Annotated in this window: 18 protein-coding genes; 9 read left to right on the forward strand and 9 right to left on the reverse strand. The window is 67.9% G+C overall.

Going from position 1 to position 19,222, the window contains the following annotated elements; genetic code table 11:
- Positions 1-131 precede the first annotated feature (131 nt).
- On the forward strand, positions 132-974 hold the full coding sequence (gene whiG / locus ABZT04_RS15560) for an RNA polymerase sigma factor WhiG (protein WP_355919261.1): 843 nt from the start codon (positions 132-134) through the stop codon (positions 972-974).
- Between the two features lie 118 nt (positions 975-1,092).
- A complete protein-coding gene (locus tag ABZT04_RS15565) occupies positions 1,093-1,650 on the forward strand; it encodes a helix-turn-helix domain-containing protein (protein WP_356056741.1) in 558 nt (185 codons plus the stop codon).
- A gap of 18 nt (positions 1,651-1,668) precedes the next feature.
- Here ABZT04_RS15565 and ABZT04_RS15570 read toward each other — a convergent pair whose 3' ends face one another.
- Positions 1,669-2,250: a M23 family metallopeptidase gene (locus ABZT04_RS15570; protein WP_356056742.1), complete on the reverse strand. Its 582-nt coding sequence runs from the start codon at positions 2,248-2,250 to the stop codon at positions 1,669-1,671.
- A 269-nt stretch (positions 2,251-2,519) separates the two neighbouring features.
- On the opposite strand from ABZT04_RS15570, the gene rpsB reads away from it, so the two are divergent.
- From rpsB to ABZT04_RS15600, 6 genes are all read left to right on the forward strand, one after another.
- Positions 2,520-3,476: a 30S ribosomal protein S2 gene (rpsB, locus tag ABZT04_RS15575; RefSeq protein ID WP_355919267.1), complete on the forward strand. Its 957-nt coding sequence runs from the start codon at positions 2,520-2,522 to the stop codon at positions 3,474-3,476.
- Between the two features lie 175 nt (positions 3,477-3,651).
- Complete coding sequence (gene tsf, locus ABZT04_RS15580) at positions 3,652-4,488, forward strand: translation elongation factor Ts (protein ID WP_356056743.1); 837 nt, start codon at positions 3,652-3,654, stop codon at positions 4,486-4,488.
- A gap of 172 nt (positions 4,489-4,660) precedes the next feature.
- The gene (gene pyrH / locus ABZT04_RS15585; RefSeq protein ID WP_355919272.1) at positions 4,661-5,419 is read left to right on the forward strand and encodes a UMP kinase; all 759 of its coding nucleotides are present in this window, start codon (positions 4,661-4,663) and stop codon (positions 5,417-5,419) included.
- Positions 5,420-5,549: 130 nt separating this feature from the next.
- Positions 5,550-6,107, forward strand: coding sequence for a ribosome recycling factor (gene frr / locus ABZT04_RS15590; RefSeq protein WP_127829926.1), 558 nt, complete (start codon positions 5,550-5,552; stop codon positions 6,105-6,107).
- Positions 6,107-7,300 (forward strand): phosphatidate cytidylyltransferase, encoded by a 1,194-nt coding sequence (locus ABZT04_RS15595; protein WP_356056744.1) that lies wholly within the window; start codon positions 6,107-6,109, stop codon positions 7,298-7,300. The genes frr and ABZT04_RS15595 overlap by 1 nt, the downstream gene beginning before the upstream one ends.
- Before the next feature lie 248 nt (positions 7,301-7,548).
- Positions 7,549-7,995, forward strand: coding sequence for an SRPBCC family protein (locus ABZT04_RS15600; RefSeq protein WP_356056746.1), 447 nt, complete (start codon positions 7,549-7,551; stop codon positions 7,993-7,995).
- A gap of 1,559 nt (positions 7,996-9,554) precedes the next feature.
- On the opposite strand, the gene ABZT04_RS15605 is transcribed toward ABZT04_RS15600, so the two are convergent.
- The 7 genes from ABZT04_RS15605 to ABZT04_RS15635 form a co-directional block, all read right to left on the reverse strand.
- Positions 9,555-10,784: a site-specific integrase gene (locus tag ABZT04_RS15605; protein ID WP_356056748.1), complete on the reverse strand. Its 1,230-nt coding sequence runs from the start codon at positions 10,782-10,784 to the stop codon at positions 9,555-9,557.
- 2 nt (positions 10,785-10,786) lie between these two features.
- Positions 10,787-10,999: a hypothetical protein gene (locus ABZT04_RS15610; RefSeq protein WP_356056749.1), complete on the reverse strand. Its 213-nt coding sequence runs from the start codon at positions 10,997-10,999 to the stop codon at positions 10,787-10,789.
- Between the two features lie 563 nt (positions 11,000-11,562).
- Positions 11,563-11,805, reverse strand: coding sequence for a helix-turn-helix domain-containing protein (locus ABZT04_RS15615; protein WP_356056750.1), 243 nt, complete (start codon positions 11,803-11,805; stop codon positions 11,563-11,565).
- A gap of 250 nt (positions 11,806-12,055) precedes the next feature.
- Positions 12,056-13,678, reverse strand: a complete 1,623-nt coding sequence (locus tag ABZT04_RS15620; RefSeq protein ID WP_356056751.1) for an ATP-binding protein — start codon at positions 13,676-13,678, stop codon at positions 12,056-12,058.
- Positions 13,675-14,202 carry an HNH endonuclease gene (locus ABZT04_RS15625; RefSeq protein WP_356056752.1) on the reverse strand — a complete coding sequence of 176 codons (528 nt, stop codon included), beginning with the start codon at positions 14,200-14,202 and terminating at the stop codon, positions 13,675-13,677. The genes ABZT04_RS15620 and ABZT04_RS15625 overlap by 4 nt, the downstream gene beginning before the upstream one ends.
- A 2-nt stretch (positions 14,203-14,204) precedes the next feature.
- A complete protein-coding gene (locus ABZT04_RS15630; protein ID WP_356056753.1) occupies positions 14,205-14,990 on the reverse strand; it encodes a hypothetical protein in 786 nt (261 codons plus the stop codon).
- Positions 14,987-15,646: a hypothetical protein gene (locus ABZT04_RS15635; RefSeq protein WP_356056754.1), complete on the reverse strand. Its 660-nt coding sequence runs from the start codon at positions 15,644-15,646 to the stop codon at positions 14,987-14,989. Before ABZT04_RS15635 ends, ABZT04_RS15630 begins: the two co-directional genes overlap by 4 nt.
- 442 nt (positions 15,647-16,088) lie before the next feature.
- Here ABZT04_RS15635 and ABZT04_RS15640 point away from each other — a divergent pair, with 442 nt between their 5' ends.
- Positions 16,089-17,135, forward strand: a complete 1,047-nt coding sequence (locus tag ABZT04_RS15640) for an XRE family transcriptional regulator (RefSeq protein ID WP_356056844.1) — start codon at positions 16,089-16,091, stop codon at positions 17,133-17,135.
- On the opposite strand, the gene ABZT04_RS15645 is transcribed toward ABZT04_RS15640, so the two are convergent.
- A complete protein-coding gene (locus tag ABZT04_RS15645; RefSeq protein WP_356056755.1) occupies positions 17,119-17,928 on the reverse strand; it encodes an NUDIX domain-containing protein in 810 nt (269 codons plus the stop codon). The genes ABZT04_RS15640 and ABZT04_RS15645 overlap by 17 nt on opposite strands.
- Positions 17,929-19,222 lie beyond the last annotated feature (1,294 nt).

Here is a 19,222-nt window from a genome sequence, read left to right on the forward strand (position 1 = left end):
GCCCTTCGCGCACCGCGACACTCCAGTCACGCTACGCTCACGGGGATTCCGGCACAGACCGGCAACTCGGCATCACTCCGACAGCTCACCCAGGCAACCGCACTTCACAGCAGAACGGCACAAGGCGACGAATGCCCCAGCACACCTCCGGGTCCGACCGGGCGGCGATCCCCCCAGCCGCCCGCGACGGTGGCGCCGTCCGGCCGCCCGCTCCCTCGACGCTCGAGGAGCTCTGGCGGTCGTACAAGACGACGGGGGACGAGCGGCTGCGCGAGCAGTTGATCCTGCACTACTCGCCGCTCGTGAAGTACGTCGCGGGACGGGTGAGCGTCGGGCTGCCGCCCAATGTGGAGCAGGCGGACTTCGTGTCGTCGGGGGTGTTCGGACTGATCGACGCGATCGAGAAGTTCGACATCGAGCGGGAGATCAAGTTCGAGACGTACGCGATCACCCGCATCCGGGGCGCGATGATCGACGAGCTGCGCGCGCTGGACTGGATCCCGCGCTCGGTGCGGCAGAAGGCGCGGAACGTGGAGCGGGCGTACGCCACGCTGGAGGCGAGGCTGAGGCGCACCCCTAGCGAGGGTGAGGTGGCCGCCGAGATGGGCATCGCGGTGGACGATCTCCACGCCGTCTTCAGCCAGTTGTCGCTGGCCAACGTGGTGGCGCTGGAGGAGTTGCTGCACGCCGGCGGGGAGGGCGGCGACCGGCTCAGCCTGATGGACACCCTGGAGGACACCGCCGCCGACAACCCGGTGGAGGTGGCCGAGGGCCGGGAGCTGCGGCGGTTCCTTGCGCGGGCGATCAACACCTTGCCCGAGCGCGAGAAGACCGTCGTCACGCTGTACTACTACGAGGGCCTCACGCTCGCGGAGATCGGCAATGTGCTCGGGGTGACCGAGAGCCGGGTCAGCCAGATCCACACCAAGTCCGTGTTGCAACTGCGCGCCAAGCTGGCGAGTTTCGGCCGTTGAGCACAGCTCGTACGGCCTTGTCGACCTCGCAGAATCGTGCCTGCATGACCTGAGTCACTCCCGTCCGGGGTGGACCGTCCGTAGAGTGGTTGACGTGCCAAGGATTCGAGCGGCCTCCGTGGCCGAGCACCGATCGATGCAGCGAGCCGCCCTGCTGGACGCGGCTCGTTCCCTGTTGTCCGAGGGCGGGACGGAGGCGCTGACCTTCCCGGCCCTGGCCGAGCGGACCGGTCTCGCGCGCTCCTCCGTGTACGAGTACTTCCGCTCGCGGGCGGCCGTCGTCGAGGAACTCTGCGAGGTCGACTTCCCCGTCTGGGCGGCGGACGTGTCGGCGGCGATGCGGCGCGCGGACTCGGCCGAGGGCAAGGTCGAGGCGTACGTACGGCAGCAGCTGGCCCTGGTCGGGGACCGTCGGCACCGGGCCGTGGTCGCCATCTCCGCGAGCGAACTGGACGCGGGGGCGCGGGAGAAGATCCGTGCCGCGCACGGTGGGCTGGTGGCGATGATCGTCGAGGCGCTGGCGGAGATGGGGCATGCGGAGCCCCGGCTGGCGGCGATGCTGCTCCAGGGGGTCGTCGACGCGGCCGTGCGGCGGATCGAGCTGGGAGCTGCCGAGGATCCTTCGGTGATCACCGAGGCCGCGGTGAGTATGGCTCTGCGGGGTGTGCGGGGGTAGGTGGGCTGGTCGCCCCTCTTAGCTGGGCGCTGTCAGTACGGGCAACAGGCGGGACGGGCCCCTGTTCAGCAGCCACGGCGGCAGCAGGGCCAGCGGGTCCAGATACAGCTCCCCTCTCAACAGGCCCCAGTGCACGCACGAAGTCGCGCAGTGGGAGCCCGTGAGTTCCACGGTCCCCACCACCTCGCCCGGCTCCACCTCGTCCCCCTTCTTCACCGACGCGCTCACCGGTTCGTAGGTCGTGCGCAGGTCCGTGCCGGTCAGCTCGACCGACACCACTCCCTTGCCCGCCACCCGGCCCGCGAAGGAGACCCGGCCCGCCGCCACCGCACGCACGGGAGCGCCGGCCGGGGTCGCGAGGTCCACGCCGCGGTGGCCCCGGGCGTAGCGCGTCGCCGGGGGCTCCCAGCCCCGTAGGACCAAGGGGTGGGAACCGACGGGCCAGGCGCGGGCCACGGCCGGTACGGGTGGGGGCGGGACGCCGGGTGCGGGCGGAGGGCTGTCGTCCGCCCGGGCCGCGCAGGTCAGCAGGGTCAGCAGCAGGCCCAGGACTGATACCAGGGCCGCCCGCACGGGTCGTTCACGTCGTCGCGTTCGCATGCACAAACCGTGCCGTACCGACGCCGATCATGGCTTGGACCTGTGGACCGTCGGGTGCCTGTGGACAACGGCGTCACCCGGTACCTCGCGGGTCCCGTACACTTCCTTTGGCGATCCGGGTCACCGGGTCGACTTCGCACGCCCCGACAACTGGTCATCACAGACCCGTGTCAGCGCACCTCGGTCCTCTGGGCACGCGCACGTGGGCGTCAGGCGCGAGTGCCGTCCCGGCACCCGCGGCACAACCGAGAAAATCAAGGAGAACGGCCATGGCCGTCGTCACGATGCGGGAGCTGCTGGAAAGCGGCGTCCACTTCGGTCACCAGACCCGTCGCTGGAACCCGAAGATGAAGCGCTTCATCTTCACCGAGCGCAACGGCATCTACATCATCGACCTGCTCCAGTCGCTGTCGTACATCGACCGCGCCTACGAGTTCGTCAAGGAGACCGTCGCCCACGGCGGCACGGTCATGTTCGTCGGCACGAAGAAGCAGGCGCAGGAGGCCATCGCCGAGCAGGCCACCCGCGTCGGCATGCCCTACGTCAACCAGCGCTGGCTGGGCGGCATGCTCACCAACTTCTCCACCGTCTACAAGCGTCTGCAGCGCCTCAAGGAGCTGGAGCAGATCGACTTCGAGGACGTCGCCGCGTCCGGTCTCACCAAGAAGGAGCTTCTCGTGCTCTCGCGCGAGAAGGCCAAGCTGGAGAAGACCCTCGGTGGTATCCGCGAGATGTCCAAGGTTCCCAGCGCCGTCTGGATCGTGGACACCAAGAAGGAGCACATCGCGGTCGGTGAGGCCCGGAAGCTCAACATTCCGGTCGTCGCCATCCTCGACACGAACTGCGACCCCGACGAGGTCGACTACAAGATCCCGGGCAACGACGACGCGATCCGCTCCGTCACCCTGCTCACCCGCGTGATCGCCGACGCCGTCGCCGAGGGCCTCATCAGCCGCTCCGGCGTCGCCGCCGAGGCCAAGGGTGACAAGGCCGCCGGCGAGCCGCTCGCCGCGTGGGAGCGCGACCTGCTCGAAGGCGAGAAGAAGGCCGACGAGACCCCGGCCGCCGAGGCCGAGGTCCAGACCTCCGCCGAGACCGAGAAGGTCGCCGACGCCGAGCAGGCCGAGGCTCCGGTCGCCGTCGAGGAGGCCGCTGCCGAGGCCCCCGCCGCCGAAGCTGCCGCCGAGGTCGAGGCCGCTCCGGCCGCCGAGGCCGAGCAGGCCTGACCTTCCGGGCCAAAGGGCTGAGCTGAAGTGACGGCGGGTGGTGCCGACCGCGCCACCCGCCGTTCACTCAGGGCCCCTAGATCTTCGTAGCCCGTAGATCCTTGGCGGAAGCCCGCTGAACCCGCGGCCGCCGCCGACTTCGAGACTTCGAACTCCGAGAAGAGATTCACAGATCATGGCGAACTACACCGCCGCCGACGTCAAGAAGCTCCGTGAGCTCACCGGCGCCGGCATGATGGACTGCAAGAAGGCGCTGGACGAGGCCGACGGCAACGTCGAGAAGGCCGTCGAGGCGCTCCGTATCAAGGGCCAGAAGGGCGTCGCCAAGCGCGAGGGCCGTTCCGCCGAGAACGGCGCCGTGGTCTCCGTCATCGCCGACGACAACACCTCCGGCGTCCTGGTCGAGCTGAAGTGCGAGACGGACTTCGTCGCCAAGGGCGAGAAGTTCCAGGCCGTCGCCAACCAGATCGCCCAGCACGTCGCCAAGACCGCCCCGGCCGACATCGAGGCGCTGCTCGCGTCCGAGATCGAGCCCGGCAAGACGGTCCAGGCGTTCGTGGACGAGGCCAACGCGAACCTCGGCGAGAAGATCGTCCTGGACCGCTTCGCCCAGTACGCCGACGGCTACGTCTCCGCGTACATGCACCGCACGATGCCCGACCTGCCGCCGCAGATCGGTGTCCTCGTCGAGCTGGACAAGCCGAACGCGGAGGTCGCCCGCGGCGTCGCCCAGCACATCGCCGCCTTCGCGCCGAAGTACCTGGCCAAGGAGGACGTGCCGGCCGAGGTCGTCGAGTCCGAGCGCCGTATCGCCGAGGAGACCACCCGCGCCGAGGGCAAGCCCGAGGCCGCGATCTCCAAGATCGTCGAGGGTCGTGTCAACGGCTTCTTCAAGGACGCGACGCTGCTCGGCCAGCCGTACGCGCTCGACCCCAAGAAGTCCGTCCAGAAGGTTCTGGACGAGGCGGGTGTCGCCCTGAAGCGCTTCACGCGCATCAAGGTCGGCATCTGAGTCCGTACCGCGACGGGCGCGCGACCCCTATAAGGTCGTATGCGGTTGTCTACGGCTGACGGACGACAGCAGATCTGACGAGGAGGCCATTGCCGAGCATGGGTTGCGAACGACACCCCACCGGCAGTGGCCTTCTTCGTGTGTGCGACCACGTAAAAGAGGCGAGAACGTCATGACCACCAAGCCCCAGAAGAGCGACGACGGCAAGGTACGCGGCCGGTTCATGCTGAAGCTGTCCGGAGAGGCCTTCTCCGGTGGCGGGGGCCTGGGCGTCGACCCCGACGTGGTGCACAAGATCGCCCGTGAGATCGCGGCCGTCGTACGGGACGGCGCGGAGGTCGCCGTCGTCATCGGCGGCGGCAACTTCTTCCGGGGCGCCGAACTCCAGCAGCGCGGCATGGACCGGGCCCGCTCCGACTACATGGGCATGCTCGGCACGGTGATGAACTGCCTCGCCCTCCAGGACTTCCTGGAGAAGGAGGGCATCGACAGCCGCGTCCAGACCGCCATCACCATGGGCCAGGTCGCCGAGCCGTACATCCCGCTGCGTGCCGTGCGCCACCTGGAGAAGGGCCGCGTGGTCATCTTCGGCGCCGGTATGGGCATGCCGTACTTCTCCACCGACACCACCGCCGCCCAGCGCGCCCTGGAGATCAACGCCGAGGCGCTGCTCATGGGCAAGAACGGCGTGGACGGGGTCTACGACTCCGACCCGAAGACGAACTCCGAGGCCGTCAAGTTCGACGCGCTCAGCTACGGCGAGGTCATCACCCAGGACCTCAAGGTCGCGGACATGACAGCCATCACCCTGTGCCGCGACAACAAGCTTCCGATCCTGGTCTTCGAGCTTCTGGCGGAGGGCAATATCGCTCGCGCCGTCAAGGGTGAGAAGATCGGCACGCTTGTGGGTGACCAAGGCAGCCAGGGCTGATGACCCTGACCGGGGGATGGACAATGTCCTGCCGGTCGGGAACCGTGCAGGAAGAAGACGCGACGCAGCCGGCCGCCGACGCCGACACAGCACAGCAGCCGGGCCTACTCAAGACACGCAGGAGCAAGTGGTGATCGAAGAGACCCTCCTTGAAGCCGAGGAGAAGATGGAGAAGGCCGTCGTGGTCGCCAAGGAGGACTTCGCCGCGATCCGCACCGGCCGTGCGCACCCGGCGATGTTCAACAAGATCGTGGCCGACTACTACGGCGCGCTGACGCCGATCAACCAACTGGCCTCGTTCTCCGTGCCGGAACCGCGCATGGCCGTGGTGACCCCGTTCGACAAGAGCGCGCTGCGCAACATCGAGCAGGCGATCCGGGACTCGGACCTCGGCGTCAATCCGAGCAACGACGGCAACATCATCCGTGTGACGTTCCCCGAGCTCACTCAGGACCGCCGCAAGGAGTACATCAAGGTCGCCAAGACCAAGGCCGAGGACTCCAAGATCTCGATCCGTTCCATCCGCCGCAAGGCCAAGGAAGCGATCGACAAGGCGATCAAGGACGGCGACATCGGCGAGGACGAGGGCCGTCGCGCCGAGAAGGAACTCGACGACACCACGGCGAAGTACGTCGCCCAGGTGGACGAGCTCCTCAAGCACAAGGAAGCGGAGCTGCTTGAGGTCTGATGAACGATTCTTCCTGGGGCGCACCGCCACAAGCCGGGTACTGGGGGCCTTCCGACCAGGGGCCTGTCCAGGGGGCTGCCCCGGCGGGTCCCACGTACGATGCGCCTGAGGCGCAGCAGACTCGCCCCATGCCCATCGTGCCCGACGAGCCCGCATACGGCGGACACCAGGATGACGATCGGGGGGCCGCTCGGCTGAGCGGTCCCTTGTTCCGCGACGAGACGCGGCAGCCGCCGTACGACACACGGCAGCCGCAGCCCTCCGACTCGCCGCGGACGCAGCCCGCCGACATGCCGTACGCACAGCCCTACGGGGCGGTGCCGCAGAATCCGGAGCCCATGCCCGACGCCCCGCCACCGGTGCCCGCCCCGCAGAAGAAGAGCGCGGGCCGGGACCTCGGTGCGGCCATAGGGGTCGGGGTCGGACTCGGCGCGGTGATCATCGCGTCCCTGTTCGTCGTCAAGGCCGTGTTCGTCGGCGTGGTAGCGGTCGCCGTCGTCGTCGGTCTGTGGGAGCTGACCTCGCGGCTGCAGGAGCGCAAGGGCATCAAGGCGCCTCTCGTGCCGCTCGCGGTCGGCGGCGCCGCGATGGTCGTCGCCGGATATGTCCGGGGTGCCGAGGGCGCCTGGGTGGCGATGGCGCTGACCGCGCTGGCCGTCCTGGTCTGGCGGATGACGGAACCGCCGGAGGGCTATCTCAAGGACGTCACGGCGGGCGTCTTCGCGGCGTTCTACGTGCCGTTCCTGGCCACGTTCGTCGCCCTGATGCTCACCGCCGACGACGGCGCCTGGCGGGTCATGACGTTCCTGCTGCTGACCGTGGTCAGCGACACGGGTGCCTACGCCGTCGGCTGGCGTTTCGGCACCCACAAGCTCGCCCCGCGCATCAGCCCCGGAAAGACCCGCGAGGGCCTGCTCGGAGCGGTGTCCTTCGCGATGGTGGCGGGCGCGCTGTGCATGCAGTTCCTGATCGACGACGGCAGTTGGTGGCAGGGCCTGGTCCTGGGCTTCGCGGTCGCGGCCAGCGCCACGCTGGGCGACCTCGGCGAGTCCATGATCAAGCGCGACCTCGGCATCAAGGACATGGGCACGCTGCTGCCGGGTCACGGCGGCATCATGGACCGGCTGGATTCGCTGCTGCCGACGGCTCCGGTGGTGTGGTTGTTGATGGTGTTGTTCGTGGGTTCGGCGTGAGAGGTCACGGCGCCGCGCCGCGGCAGCGGCTCATGGATACCGCATGGACCGGCTGGATTCGCTGCTGCCGACGGCTCCGGTGGTGTGGCTGCTGATGGTGTTGTTCGTCGGGTCCGCCTGACGTTCGTCCAACCTCCTGCCGTACGGCATTCCGGGCGCCCCTGACCTGTACAGGACGGGGGCGCCCGGTCGTACGATTTCGGTGTAAGCCCTCACAAGGGGGACCGCCCTGAACGAAGGAGGGCGTCATGTCCGCCTTCCATGAAGAGTTCGACGTGAACTGCCGTCCCGAGGAAGCCTGGGCGTACGTCATCGACCCGTCCCACATGCCCGAATGGCAGGAGAGCGCGGTTTCCGCCGAGCAGCTCGACGACCGTCCGTTCGGACTCGGCTCCCGGGTCCGCGTCACCCGGCACATTGGGCGCCGCGACATGGCGATGACCATGGAGTGCACCGAGTTCCAGCCGCCGCGCGCCTGGACCGTGCGGGGGATCGACGGCCCCGTCAGGGGCAACTTCCATGGCGAGATCACACCCGTCGACGACGGACGCCGTACCCGCGTGACGATGGACCTCGACTTCGAGGGGCACGGCATCGGCAAGGTCCTGCTGCCGCTCGTCGTCCGCCCCCAGGTCCGCCGCGAGTTGCCCCACAACGAGAAGCTCCTGAGGGAACACCTGGAATACACCGGCTGACCTGGCGCCCACCGGCTGAAACGGATCACCGTAAACGATCTGCGACACTGGTACAGCCATGCCTAAGCCCGGAGAACTGGCAGTGAGCAGGCAGCAATAGTCCCCCTACCAGCGCGTATGGCACGGATAGGGGGCCGGTTTCGAGTTGGTGGGCCGTCTCTGGGCCGCCGGGCGGCTTTGGGGGTGTGGGTGCCTCAGGGGAGAGAGTCGACCGCGCGAGCCCTGTCCGCGCTGTACAGCCTTGCGTCCCTGCGCTTACCTTCCGCGACGGCAGCACTGTAAGACGGCCCGGCGACGGCTGCCGCCGTAGTCTTCTTAAGGGCACGTCCTTGGTAGTAGATCCGCATAATCCTCGGCCAGTGCCTGATGCCTACCTGGAGGCTCTCCTGGGACGTTAGAAAGACGCCGAGGACGATCACGATGGCCGTTGCGAAACTTGCAGCGCAGAGCGCCAAAGTAGTGTTGCCGGTGAGCTCAAAAACGGCAACGATTGTACTCGCGGGTACACCCGCCACCAGAACCAATGTTCCACTCTTTGGCACGTTGCTTGTCGACGCTTGCGCATCCCACCTGCTGGCGGGAGCTCCCGTGCCCTCTCGTCGCCCTGCCTTCACAGCCACTCACGCCACCCTCTCGTCGCGCATTTCGGATCACGGCAACCGACAGTCGGTGATTACCATCAGCCCTTGTTACGACTATGAGCCGGCGCGGGGCAGGCCAACCCGCATGGAACGAGAGGGAACGCATGGAACGAAATGGAAAATGCGGGAGATGATCGATTGGCAGTAGCCTTCTGCTGTCGGAGCCAATGCTCTTAGTGTCTTGCGGTTGGCTATGGAGGTGCCCATACTGAAAGTCGCAAGTAGTAGCTGGCCACGCTTGGTGTGGTGACGCTTAAGCAGGGGGACGAGTGTCTAGGCCTGACTATCCAGCTGGCACAATCGGGCAATTGTTCAATCGCACGTATGACCTATATGAGGCTCAGGGTCGGCCGCCACTGAAGAAGATTGCCGCTCGCGTGGTTGCCAGGAGGGCGGGAATTCCGATTGGCAGTACCACAATCCACCGGATCCTCGTAGGGAGTCATGTCCCCCGATGGGAGACGCTTGCATCGTATGTGCTAGCGCTGGAGCCAAATGCGGACTTGGGTGAATTCAGAGACCTAAGGGCAGCGGCCGCCAATACGGAATCTAGGTGTAAAGAGCTGTTACAGAAGATGCGAGCCTCTCCCGAAACTGGGGCTTTGTGTGTCTATGCCTTGACTGCACTACCCCCTGAGGCTGCGGCAGAGTTCATCGCAGAAATGACAGGAGATCTTGCAGTGTGGACGATGTCATTGCTTCACAAGCTTGATCCCGAAGCCGGGCGAACTTTAGATCGTGTTTTACGTCAAGACCGTTGCTGTGCATATGCGGTCAAGCAGTTCGATGCAGCTATCCGCAGGGCTCAGGAAGAGTCAGACGAAGGAGAGGAGTCAGACGAAGAAGGCGGGAGTGAGTCAACCGAATAAGACGGGTCAGGCGCATGAATCGCCTGACCCGCGCAACTGTGAGTGTCAATCACCAACCACGTATGACTGCGTCTACGGCGGCTCGCGTGCGCTGCTGACTCGTTGGCATCAGGTGTGCGTACACACGCAGAGTCAGCCCCGGATCGGAGTGCCCCAGGTACTGGCTGACGGCCTTGATGCTCTCTCCGGCGTCCAGCAACACGGACGCGTAGAAGTGCCTCAGCGCGTGCATGCCGTGCTCGCGGGCGGACTCGTACTTGCCGTCTTCCCCGGCTTCAGTGATCAGTCCGGCCGCCGCGAGCGCAGGCTTCCACTCCTGGATGTTGAAGTTGCTGCGCCAGACCAACCAGTTCGCGGTGTTCGTGAACAAGAGGCGAGCTGAGACCTTTGGCCCGTCCGGCTTCCGCCAAGGCAATGTGATCTCAACTGGCTTGTACGCGTCCATATGGGCGCGTATGGCCTCAGCCACCGACGCGGGCAACGGCACGTCCCGTTCCTTGTTGCACTTGGGTGGGGCGAACACGGCCTTCCCTCGGATGAGCTTCACCTGCCGGACCACCCGCAGGTTGGCACCGTCGAAGTCCAGTGCGTCCTCAGCGAGCCCGACGATCTCGCCCTGACGGAGCCCGCATCCTGCGCCCAGGTCCACCATGGCCTGGTAGCGCTCGGGGAGTGCCCTGCGGACAGCGTGAACCTGTGTAGGCAGCCACGGCACAACCCGGCGTTGCTCAGCCGCCGGTGGGCGCACGGACTTCGCGGCGCACGGGTTACGCGGCAACAGGCCGTCGTCAACGGCCGCGCTGAGAACGCCTCGTACGTCGCCGTAGATATTCCGCGCGTACGAGCCGCTGACGGCGGGGTTCGCTTCCAGCGCGCTCACGAGTTCGCGGATGTGCTCCGGGCGGAACGAGTCCAGCGGTCGGGAACCGAGCACCGGGAGAGCATGGAGGCGCAACCTCTGTTCGGCCACGATCTGACTCGACAGATCCGCGCTGTGGGTCTTGAGCCACTTCTCGGCGTAAGTCTTGAAGGTGATCCGGGCGGCTTTCGGGTCGACGTAGTTGCCGCGTGACATGTCGGACGCGATATCGGTGAGCCACTTCTCGGCGAGGCGCTTCTGCCGATCGGGGAAGCTCTTGGACTTCTCGGTTCCGTCGGGGCCGATGTACCGGGCGCGGTAGCGCAGGCCAGTCCCGTAGCGCTCGGTCTTGACGCGGGTGGTCTTGCCGTTGGCGTCGGTTTCGGTCTTGTACCAGCGGTCTTGGATGTGGCCAGCCATGGTCAGGCGTCTTCCTTCAGGAGGTGGGCTACTTCGGTCTTGACGAGCCAGCGCTCTGCGTCGCGGCGGCCGTGGAACTTCTTGGTCTTGCGGGTGCCGTTGCCGTCGATGAAGTGGGCGCGGTAGCGCGGGGCTTGGCCGTAGCGGGCGGTGCGGACGCGGTCGCTCTGGGGTCGGGTGCGCCGGTACCAGCGGTCTTCCAGGTGGATGGACATGGGGCGTTGGGCTCCTGTCGGGTGAGTGCCGAGGTGCGCGGCCGGTAGCAGGGCGCGGGAGGGGCAAAGGGCGCCTGTCCGGCCGGTTTTGGGGTGTGCTGGGCCGTGCCCGTTACTCGCTACGGGCCTGATCACTGGGGGTTTGGGGTGCTAGCGGGGTTGCTACCGGTAGCGGGCGGGGCTACTACCGGTAGCACCTTCGGGCGGGGTCTCAGGGAGGCTGAGACAGGGGCTGTCAGGCGGCTTTGGGAGGGGTTTTCGGGGGCGCTGGGGGCGTGCCTCCCTGCCTCCCTGAGGGGGCGTCTGCGCTGATCAGGTAGAGGGAGGCGGGCCAGGGAGGCGGTGAGGGAGTTCTCCCTGCCTCCCTTGGCCGGCGGGCTGTGCCTCCCTGCGCTGGCGGCCGGACTTCTAGCAACGGGAGGCGACCTCGCCGGGCGCGTATCCGGGTCGGATGACGGTTCCGCGGAAGGGGGTTGCTAGGTGCTAGGCCGCAGGCCGGGGGCGGTTTCGGCTGCTAGCCGGGTGCTAGGTCTAGCAACGGAGGCTGCTAGACCTAGCACCCGTCAGGCCGCGTCTTCGAGGGCCGTCCGTTCGGCCTCCCACGCTCGAACGGCGGCCGGGTTGAAGCGGAGGTAGCGGCCGACGCGGAAGCCGGTCGGGCCGATCCGCTTGCGGCGCCACTGGTAGACGGTCTCCACGCTCGGGAGGCTGAACATCGTGACCAGGTCTTCCGGAGTGAGGTAGCGGTCCGGCAGTCCGCCGCGCAGGGCGACGCGCGGGTCGGCCGGTTCGTCGGTGGTGGCCATGGCTTTGGTGACTCCTCGTGTCCGTGGCGGGGTGCGTGGAAGTGGTGCCGGTCGCCGTCCTAGAGAGTTGGTGTATCGCAGCGTCCGCAGCGCCCTAGCGTCCGCACGGCTGCGTTACCGCAGGCCAGAGCTAGTGATGGGTGTGGACGCTAGTGCGGACGCTGTGGACGCTGGACGGCTCTAGCGTCCGCAGCTTCGACGTGTCCGGGCCGCTGGTGTGCGGCCCGGCCCGGCTGGTATTCCGGCTACGTCAGGGCTGTTCAGGCGGGGTTCTGCCCTCCCCGAGCGGGGTCACCTCCGGCCACAGCGGGCCCTGTTCGGGTGTGGACGCTGTTTCCTCCTCGGGTGCCGCGCGGGCCAGCGTGATGAGGCGGTGGCGGTGACGGTCGCGGCTACGCTGCGTGTCGTCCACGGTGATCCCGATGGACCGCAGCAACGGGGCGAGGCGCTTGACGCGTCCGCTGGCGCGGGTGGCGTCCTTGGGCCAGTTCGGCGGCCGGACGAATGGCGCGGGCAGCGCTTCGAGCAACTCCCCGGCGGTGCCCTGCCAGGTGCCTGCCTGTTCGACCAGGTGGGCAATGGCCATGGCGAACGGGTCGCCTTCCATCGCGTCGGTGGCGACGTTCGCCGAGGTCGCGAGGTAGTCGCCCAGGGTGTTCCAGCCCTGGGTTTCGTCGATCGCGGCGAGGACGCGGGCGAAGTCCGCCATGCGCGGCATCGTGTCCAGTCGCACCGACGGCAGGACCGCGAGGACGCAGGCCAGCACGTCGAACAGGGCCCCGAGCACGGCGGGCCGTACGGCCGCGAAGGTGGCGTCCAACTCCTCTTCGGAGCGGCGCCGGTCGTCGTCGATGAGCTGCAAGTCGAGCAAGAGGACGCGTTCGGCGAGGTCGCCCGCGAGAGCTCCCGCGTCGATCGTGGTCAGCGCGAGCACGCGCCGGAAGGTGAGCACCACCACGTCGTCATCGGTGTACAGGGCCCGGTCGACGACTCCGTCACCCGTCACGGCCTTGCACAGGGTGTCGGACAGCCACGGCGGGATCGTGCTGACGTTGTCCAGGCACAGCGCCCATGACGCGAAGGCCTGCGTGTTCCAGGCCTTCGGGTCGCGCGGCTGGCTGCGCTTGGCTGCCGGGGACGGGTCGACGAGGTTGATGAACAGTTGTGCCGCCTTGGACTTGCCCGTGCCCTGCTCGCCCTTGCACACGAGTGCCGGGTGCGGGATGTCGGGAATCCAGGCCGCGACCAGCCACGCCACCAACTGGTGGAAGGTGGGGGTGTCCATGTTGAGCAGGGCGTGCAGCTTGGCCAGTCCGTCGCCGTCCAGTACGGGCGGGGGCATCGGGGCCATGGCTCCGGAGCGGCGGAAGAGCACCGGGGCCCGGTCGACGACGTTCCAGCCGGTACCGGTGACGACGACCGCGCGGCCGTCGGTGCTGCCGAGGTCGACCACGACCGCGCCGTCCTCAGCGCGCCCCACCCGCAGGTGCACGGGTACGGGGTCGGTGTCTTCCGCGAGGCCTTCCAGGACGGTCATCGCGTCCGCGAGGGCGGACTGTGAGGCGACCTCGCCCGGGTAGGCGTCCGCGAACTGCCGGGCCAGCCGCTGGCGCAGGCCGCCCTTGTTCCGCAGCGGGAGCGCGGTGTTGGGGCCGTCCAGGGCGACCGCGTAGGGGCGGCTGTCCGGCGACGTGACGAACCGGTACTGCTCGCGCGCCATGGCCACGATCCGCGCGGCAGCGGCCGGGGGCTTGCCCCCACTGTCGCCGTGCTCGGGTCGGCGCGGCGCCGTCTTGGTCGGGTCGACTGCCGCCCGACTCTTGCCGGGGTGGGCATGGCCGTTGACAGGGCGGTCGGATCGGGTGCTCGTCACGCGAACACCGCCTCTCCACTCGGGCCCACGCACGACCGCACGGGGCGGGGAGCGCGCAGGCAGTCGGGTCGGATCGACGGGTGCCGGTCGGCCGCGCGACAGGGCGTGTGACGTCGGGTGTGACGCGGCTCGTCACGCAGGTCAGGGGTAGACCGTGAAGCGATCGGGTCGGGCGACCACACCGCCTCGAAGGCCGACTGATTGGCGTGCGCGAGTCGGGCCAGCAAGCGCCAGTCGATCGGGCCGGGAGTCGACCTACTCGGGTCGGCCGACTGCGTGAGAAGCAGCGCGATTGACAGCGGCAACCGGTCGGCCTTGGCGTTGTTGCACGGGGCGCACGCCAGTACCAGGGCGGGGGCCGACCAGGTGCGCCACAGCGAGAGGGGCGCCACGTGGTCGAGGGTGGCCTCACTCAGGTCCGCGAACGGGCGGCGGCAGTAGGCGCACCGCTGCCCGTGACGGCGGGCGAGCTGCTCCTTGCGGACGCGGCGGCGGGTGGAGTTGAGCATGCACTTGTGCGTCACGGCTACCACTCCGCCCGTACCGGCCGCTGCCACGTGCCGTCAGGTCCGGCCGGCGGGGTCAGCCCGACCAGGTAACCCCCGGAGTCCAGGCGCACGATGAGCGGCGCGGGCTGCTCCCGGTTCCACTGCACCAGGTTGAAGGCGAAGAGCCGACGGAGGTAGTTGGGCAGCGCCTGCTTGTACAGCCACTCCCGATCGCGGTCGCGGTCGACGCTGCCCAACTCCCCGGCCATCACCTTGCCGAGCCGGATCAGGGTCTCGGTCGGCACGGCCGTGACGCCCTCATGGATGGCGCGGGCCAACAGCAGCTTGCGGCCGGGGAGTTGGCGGAAGTCGTCCATGCGGTAGCGGTCCAGGCTGGACAGGTAGACGGCCACGCCGACCTCCCCGGCCGTCATCGGCCGTGAGCGGGCGCCCTCGTACCAGAACGACAGGGCCAGCCGGTAGGCGAAGCGGCGGCACGCGGCCACCTCAGGCCACTCCACAGGGTCGGCGTCCAGGCTCTCGAAGGTGTCGGTCACCTCTGCGATCCCGGCCGGACCGAGCGTGTTCACAGCGGCCGTCAGCGCGGCGTACAGGGCGTCATTGCTCGGCACCGGAAGCGCCAGGTTGTCGGCGCCGGTCTCGAACAGCGCGGCGGCGACCTCGTTCGGGGTCAGTTCCAGCCCGGCCACGGGGATGGTGGGGAAGTCCTCGCCTTCCCGGCGCCGGTCGATCTCCGCGAGGGAGACGACCGGCATCGGGGCAGGCGGCACCTGCGCATACAGGGCGTCCAGGGTGCTGGTCACGCGACCACCCCGAAGATCCGCGCGATCGTGCGGCGCAGCTTGGGCAGGTACCCGGCGGGCAGTTCGGGGCCCGTGGCCGGGTTGGCGAACATCTCGCGGATGCGCTGCGCCCACGTGGCCACCTCGCCCGCACCGCCGTAGGCCAGGGCGAAGCGCACGGTCTCGGTCACCGCGGCGTCGTCGTCCAGCTCGTCGGGGGTGAGCACGCCCGTTCCGGCGAAGACGACCAGGCCCATCAGCTCATCGGCGGTCGGATGCACGGCAAGGCGGATCTCAACCCGCGTCTGCCAGTCCTGCGGCTCGGGACCGCCGAACAGGTCGACCTGCGTCCGCAGACGCGGCGCAGAGACCGGCTCGGCCGGAACCCCGGTCACCTCGGGGAAGAGACCGAGCACGGACGCGCCGAACAGGTTCGCGATCAGCGGCTTGTAGAAGGCGCCCGGCATCGTCTTGCCGGACTCCCACCGCTTCCACTGCCGGACCATCGTCTCGTCATCCGGCAGCGGCTCAGCCGACAGCTTCCGCAGCTCACGGACCGCGTCGCCCTGCGACCACTGACGGACCTGACGCGCGGCGAGGATCTGCTGAGCCCACACGGGCCGTTCGGCAGTCGCTGCCTCGGATGCGAGCGGGGAACCAGCGAGTACAGGCATCATGGATGTACCCCTTCGAGGGTCGGGGAGCGGCTGACTGCTTGGCGGTAGGTGGCCGCTCCTTGCTGTGTCGGGCCATGGCGACGTATGTGCGTCATGGCCCGCTTTCGCGTTCCTATCTGGTGCGCACCAGTAGTCTCCATCTGGTGCGCACCAGATGCAAGAGGGTGCGCGCTGAATCTGGGAGATTCGCGGTTGCTGCATGCTTCGAGGGAACGCCCGTGAAGGGGTGTGCCGGTAGCCAACAAGCCCTAATGGCCCGCGTGTTAAGAGTGGTGTTAACCCCTTCCGACCTGCGAGATTTGGTGCATCCTGGTATGAGGTTCGAACGACCTAGCGACTGGGGGCGGTATGCGTGAGTGAACGGCTGAGGGACGCTCGAAATGCTCGCGGCTGGTCTCAGGAACGTCTGGTGCGGGAGGTCGAGCGATACGCCCGGCAGCACATGCTTGACGTCCCAACGACCGCGAGCCTCCGCGTCTATGTCTCCGAGTGGGAGAACGGCAGGCGCAAGATCTCAGCGAGATTCGCCGCGATCCTCCGACCTCTCCTCGGTCTCACCGATGGGGAGTTGCTCGGGGAGGTGCAGGTGGCCGGGCCGCCGCTGGTGGGCGGTTACGACGAACTGATCAGCCGAATCGATTCGGCTGGGAGTGTCGGCCTGAGCATGGTGAAGACCTTTATGGATCAGACTGAGCTGTTCCGCACGATGGACAGGCAGATGGGGGCCGCCGCTCTCGTCGACCAGATGACGGGCCACCTGGCCCGCCTCGAAGACGCGCTCACGTTCGCGGTCCTTCCCGACACCCGCCGGCCGGTTGCTCAGGCGCTCTCTGCCGCCGCGACGCTCGCGGCCTGGCAGGCTCTGGATGCGGGGGCCGTCGAACGAGCTTGGCGGAACTACGAGTTGGGCAAGCGTGCGGCTCAGGAAGCCGGAGAGCCCATGTACTTGGCGTACGCCATGGCGGAACAGGCCTACGTGCTCAGTGAGGCAGGGCGGCCGGAACTTGCCGTGGCGCTCGTACGCGACGCTCGTAGGGCAGCGGACGGCCACATGTCACCCCGCCTTCAGGCGTGGCTGTACGCGGCCGAGGCAGAGCTGTGCGCCAAGGCCGGGCCCGAACTGGCCGACGACTGCCGCCGCGCGCTGGACATGGCAGGGTCTGTGCTGCCGCCCGGCGATGAAGCCAGGGACCCAGACATGCTGAGCATCTTCCTGAACGGCTCGCACCTGGCCCGCTGGCGTGGCAATGCCCTTGCGATGCTTGGGGACGACGACGCGGTGGGCAGCCTCTACCAGGCGCTTGACTCACTCGATTCCACGTTCGTCCGTGCGGAATCCGGTCTCCGCTGCGACCTTGCCCAAGCGCACCTTGCGCGCGGCGAATACGACCAGGCGCAAGAGCACTTGCGGACCGCCCGCCTGTTGGCGAGCCGCACCGGATCGGCGCGGCATCGCCGCAGGATCGATCAGCTCACGCAGAAGCTGTAGACGTGTTCTTCTGCCTGCTCGCGAGCACGTGCAGGAGGCCGACGAGGGTGCCAGAGCCCATGAGTTGACCGCGCGCCATCAGGTCCGGGATGTCCGCGAGCGGTACCCACTCAACGCGGCCCGCTTCCTCCGCATCGCTCGGCTCGCCCACCTGCTCGGCGCTGTGCCCTACGAAGATCTCGTGCGGTGAGTCCACCATGCCGACCATGGGTTGATACGTGACGACGTGGTCAAGGTCGCCAGGGCGCCAACCTGTCTCTTCCTCGACTTCCCGCGCGGCGCACGTACGGGCATCCTCGCCCGCGTCCACGATCCCGCCCGGGAGCTCCCAGCCCCACTGATCCGGCACGAAGCGATAGCGCCAGAGCATGAGCACGCGGTCTTGGTCGTCCAGCACGGCTGTGATCGCGACGTGCTGTAGCCGCACCACATGGTGCTCAAAGCGCTTCACGCCCGGGGGCTCGACGTCGACCAACTCAAGCCGTACCCAGGGGTTGTTGTACACGGGCCGCTTGCCGTGGATCTGCCACGGCTCTAGCTCTGCCGAGCCCATGGCACCCACGCGCCGCTGGCTCGGGGCCCCCGCCGGCACTCGGTACGAACTCCGATCGTGAACCTCCAACACGCCTTCAGCAACGAGTCGGGCGAGCACCTGCCGCAAGGCGGTGCGGCCGATGTCGAGTTCCGTCGACAGCGTGCGCTCGGACGGCACCTTGTCACCGGGCGAGAGCTTCCCCCCTCCGACCCACTCACGGATCGTGCGCTCTACCCGAGCCGTCTTGGTCTCTGCCATTCGCGCAGCACGCTCCCCACTCGTTGACTGGTGCACACCAGCGTAGCCAGTCGGCACCTTCCCCGGCAGGTGACGCCTGAGGAGTCCCCGGGGGATAGAAGGTGCGGCCTACGGCCGCGCGACCTTTGGCAGCTCGCTCCGCTCGCGCGCGACGACTGCCGCCGAGGTTGGGCGCCATCGCGCCCGTCTGGCCAGTCCGCCGGACAAGCGGCTGCAACACGTGGTGTTTCAGCCGCCGTCCACGTGATCAGCCCGGGTTGAAGAGACCACCTCCGCCCGCGCGGGGGTGGTCTCTTCTGCTCTCCCGGCCTGTGTCTAGTGTCCGCAGCGTCCGCAACCCGCCTCTGCTAAGAGCGGCTCTGACCTGCGGAAACCGGCTCTTAGTAGCGGAGCGCGTCCGGACGCTGCGGACACTAGCGGACGCTAAACGATTTGTTTAGCGTCCGCAGAAACAGTCCAGGTCGGAGTGGGTAAGCGATATCCGGCGGACGCTGCGGACGCTATCTCTCCCCAACTCTCTAGTAAGAGAGTGAAGGACGGCTCTTCAGGAGGGGGAATCGCGGCCTGCCCCCTGAAGAGCCCTGGTGAGCCAGTCGGGGCAAGAGGAGCACGACGGCGCCCATCCACGGATGCCACCCGCCCCTTGGTGGCGCTACGGACTGCCTTGCCGCGCTACGGCGGCCGTGCTCCTCTTGCCCCGACTGGAGACCGTCCTCAGGAGCCTTCCAAGGGGCAGTCGCTCGCTGGGCTCGTCGGCGGGCGGCGCGCGAGCGGAGCGAGCCCAAGGGCGTGCGGCCGTAGGCCGCTCCCTCTTCATCGCGGCGGACAGACGGCCGGGCGCGATCCGATAGCGGTTCGGCGGCACCCCTCTCGGAGGTGCCTAACGGCCCGATTGGGGGTCAGCCCGCACAGGTCGCTAACCGCTAACACGCTGGTCACCTGCGGTTTTGGTCGCTATCAGGGTCGCTATCGTTAGCGACCCTTGCCGCTATCGATAGCGGCTCGGATGTAAGGAGTGACCGCTATCGGAGCCGCTAACGTTAGCGGGCCTAACGACTCACGTTAGTGCGGCTACGGCACCCGCCGGGCCGCGCTGCTAGGGCTCGCAATGCGGCCGTCGTACACCATGCCGTACGGGGCTTTCTACAGGTTCCATGGGTGTGGCCTCTATCGTCTAGCGCCCTGGTCAGACAGGGTGTAAGCCGCTAGCGAGACCTCTAGCGGTAGAGGGTCTGACCTCTACCGCTAGAGACCTGATCCGGGCCGTCTGCGGGCCGTCCGAGGGTGACCGACG

It is taken from the genome of Streptomyces sp. NPDC005492 (assembly GCF_040605995.1).
GTDB lineage: Bacteria > Actinomycetota > Actinomycetes > Streptomycetales > Streptomycetaceae > Streptomyces.

Bases quoted from the DNA above. Each gene is read 5' to 3' on its own strand.
- tsf (WP_356056743.1), top strand. From the start codon at position 3,652: ATGGCGAACTACACCGCCGCCGACGTCAAGAAGCTCCGTGAGCTCACC.
- ABZT04_RS15615 (WP_356056750.1), bottom strand. From the start codon at position 11,805: ATGGCCACCACCGACGAACCGGCCGACCCGCGCGTCGCCCTGCGCGGC.
- ABZT04_RS15570 (WP_356056742.1), bottom strand. From the start codon at position 2,250: ATGCGAACGCGACGACGTGAACGACCCGTGCGGGCGGCCCTGGTATCA.
- ABZT04_RS15640 (WP_356056844.1), top strand. From the start codon at position 16,089: ATGCTTGACGTCCCAACGACCGCGAGCCTCCGCGTCTATGTCTCCGAG.
- ABZT04_RS15635 (WP_356056754.1), bottom strand. From the start codon at position 15,646: ATGATGCCTGTACTCGCTGGTTCCCCGCTCGCATCCGAGGCAGCGACT.
- pyrH (WP_355919272.1), top strand. From the start codon at position 4,661: ATGACCACCAAGCCCCAGAAGAGCGACGACGGCAAGGTACGCGGCCGG.
- ABZT04_RS15600 (WP_356056746.1), top strand. From the start codon at position 7,549: ATGTCCGCCTTCCATGAAGAGTTCGACGTGAACTGCCGTCCCGAGGAA.
- ABZT04_RS15645 (WP_356056755.1), bottom strand. From the start codon at position 17,928: ATGGCAGAGACCAAGACGGCTCGGGTAGAGCGCACGATCCGTGAGTGG.
- whiG (WP_355919261.1), top strand. From the start codon at position 132: ATGCCCCAGCACACCTCCGGGTCCGACCGGGCGGCGATCCCCCCAGCC.
- rpsB (WP_355919267.1), top strand. From the start codon at position 2,520: ATGGCCGTCGTCACGATGCGGGAGCTGCTGGAAAGCGGCGTCCACTTC.
- ABZT04_RS15595 (WP_356056744.1), top strand. From the start codon at position 6,107: ATGAACGATTCTTCCTGGGGCGCACCGCCACAAGCCGGGTACTGGGGG.
- ABZT04_RS15605 (WP_356056748.1), bottom strand. From the start codon at position 10,784: ATGGCTGGCCACATCCAAGACCGCTGGTACAAGACCGAAACCGACGCC.
- ABZT04_RS15610 (WP_356056749.1), bottom strand. From the start codon at position 10,999: ATGTCCATCCACCTGGAAGACCGCTGGTACCGGCGCACCCGACCCCAG.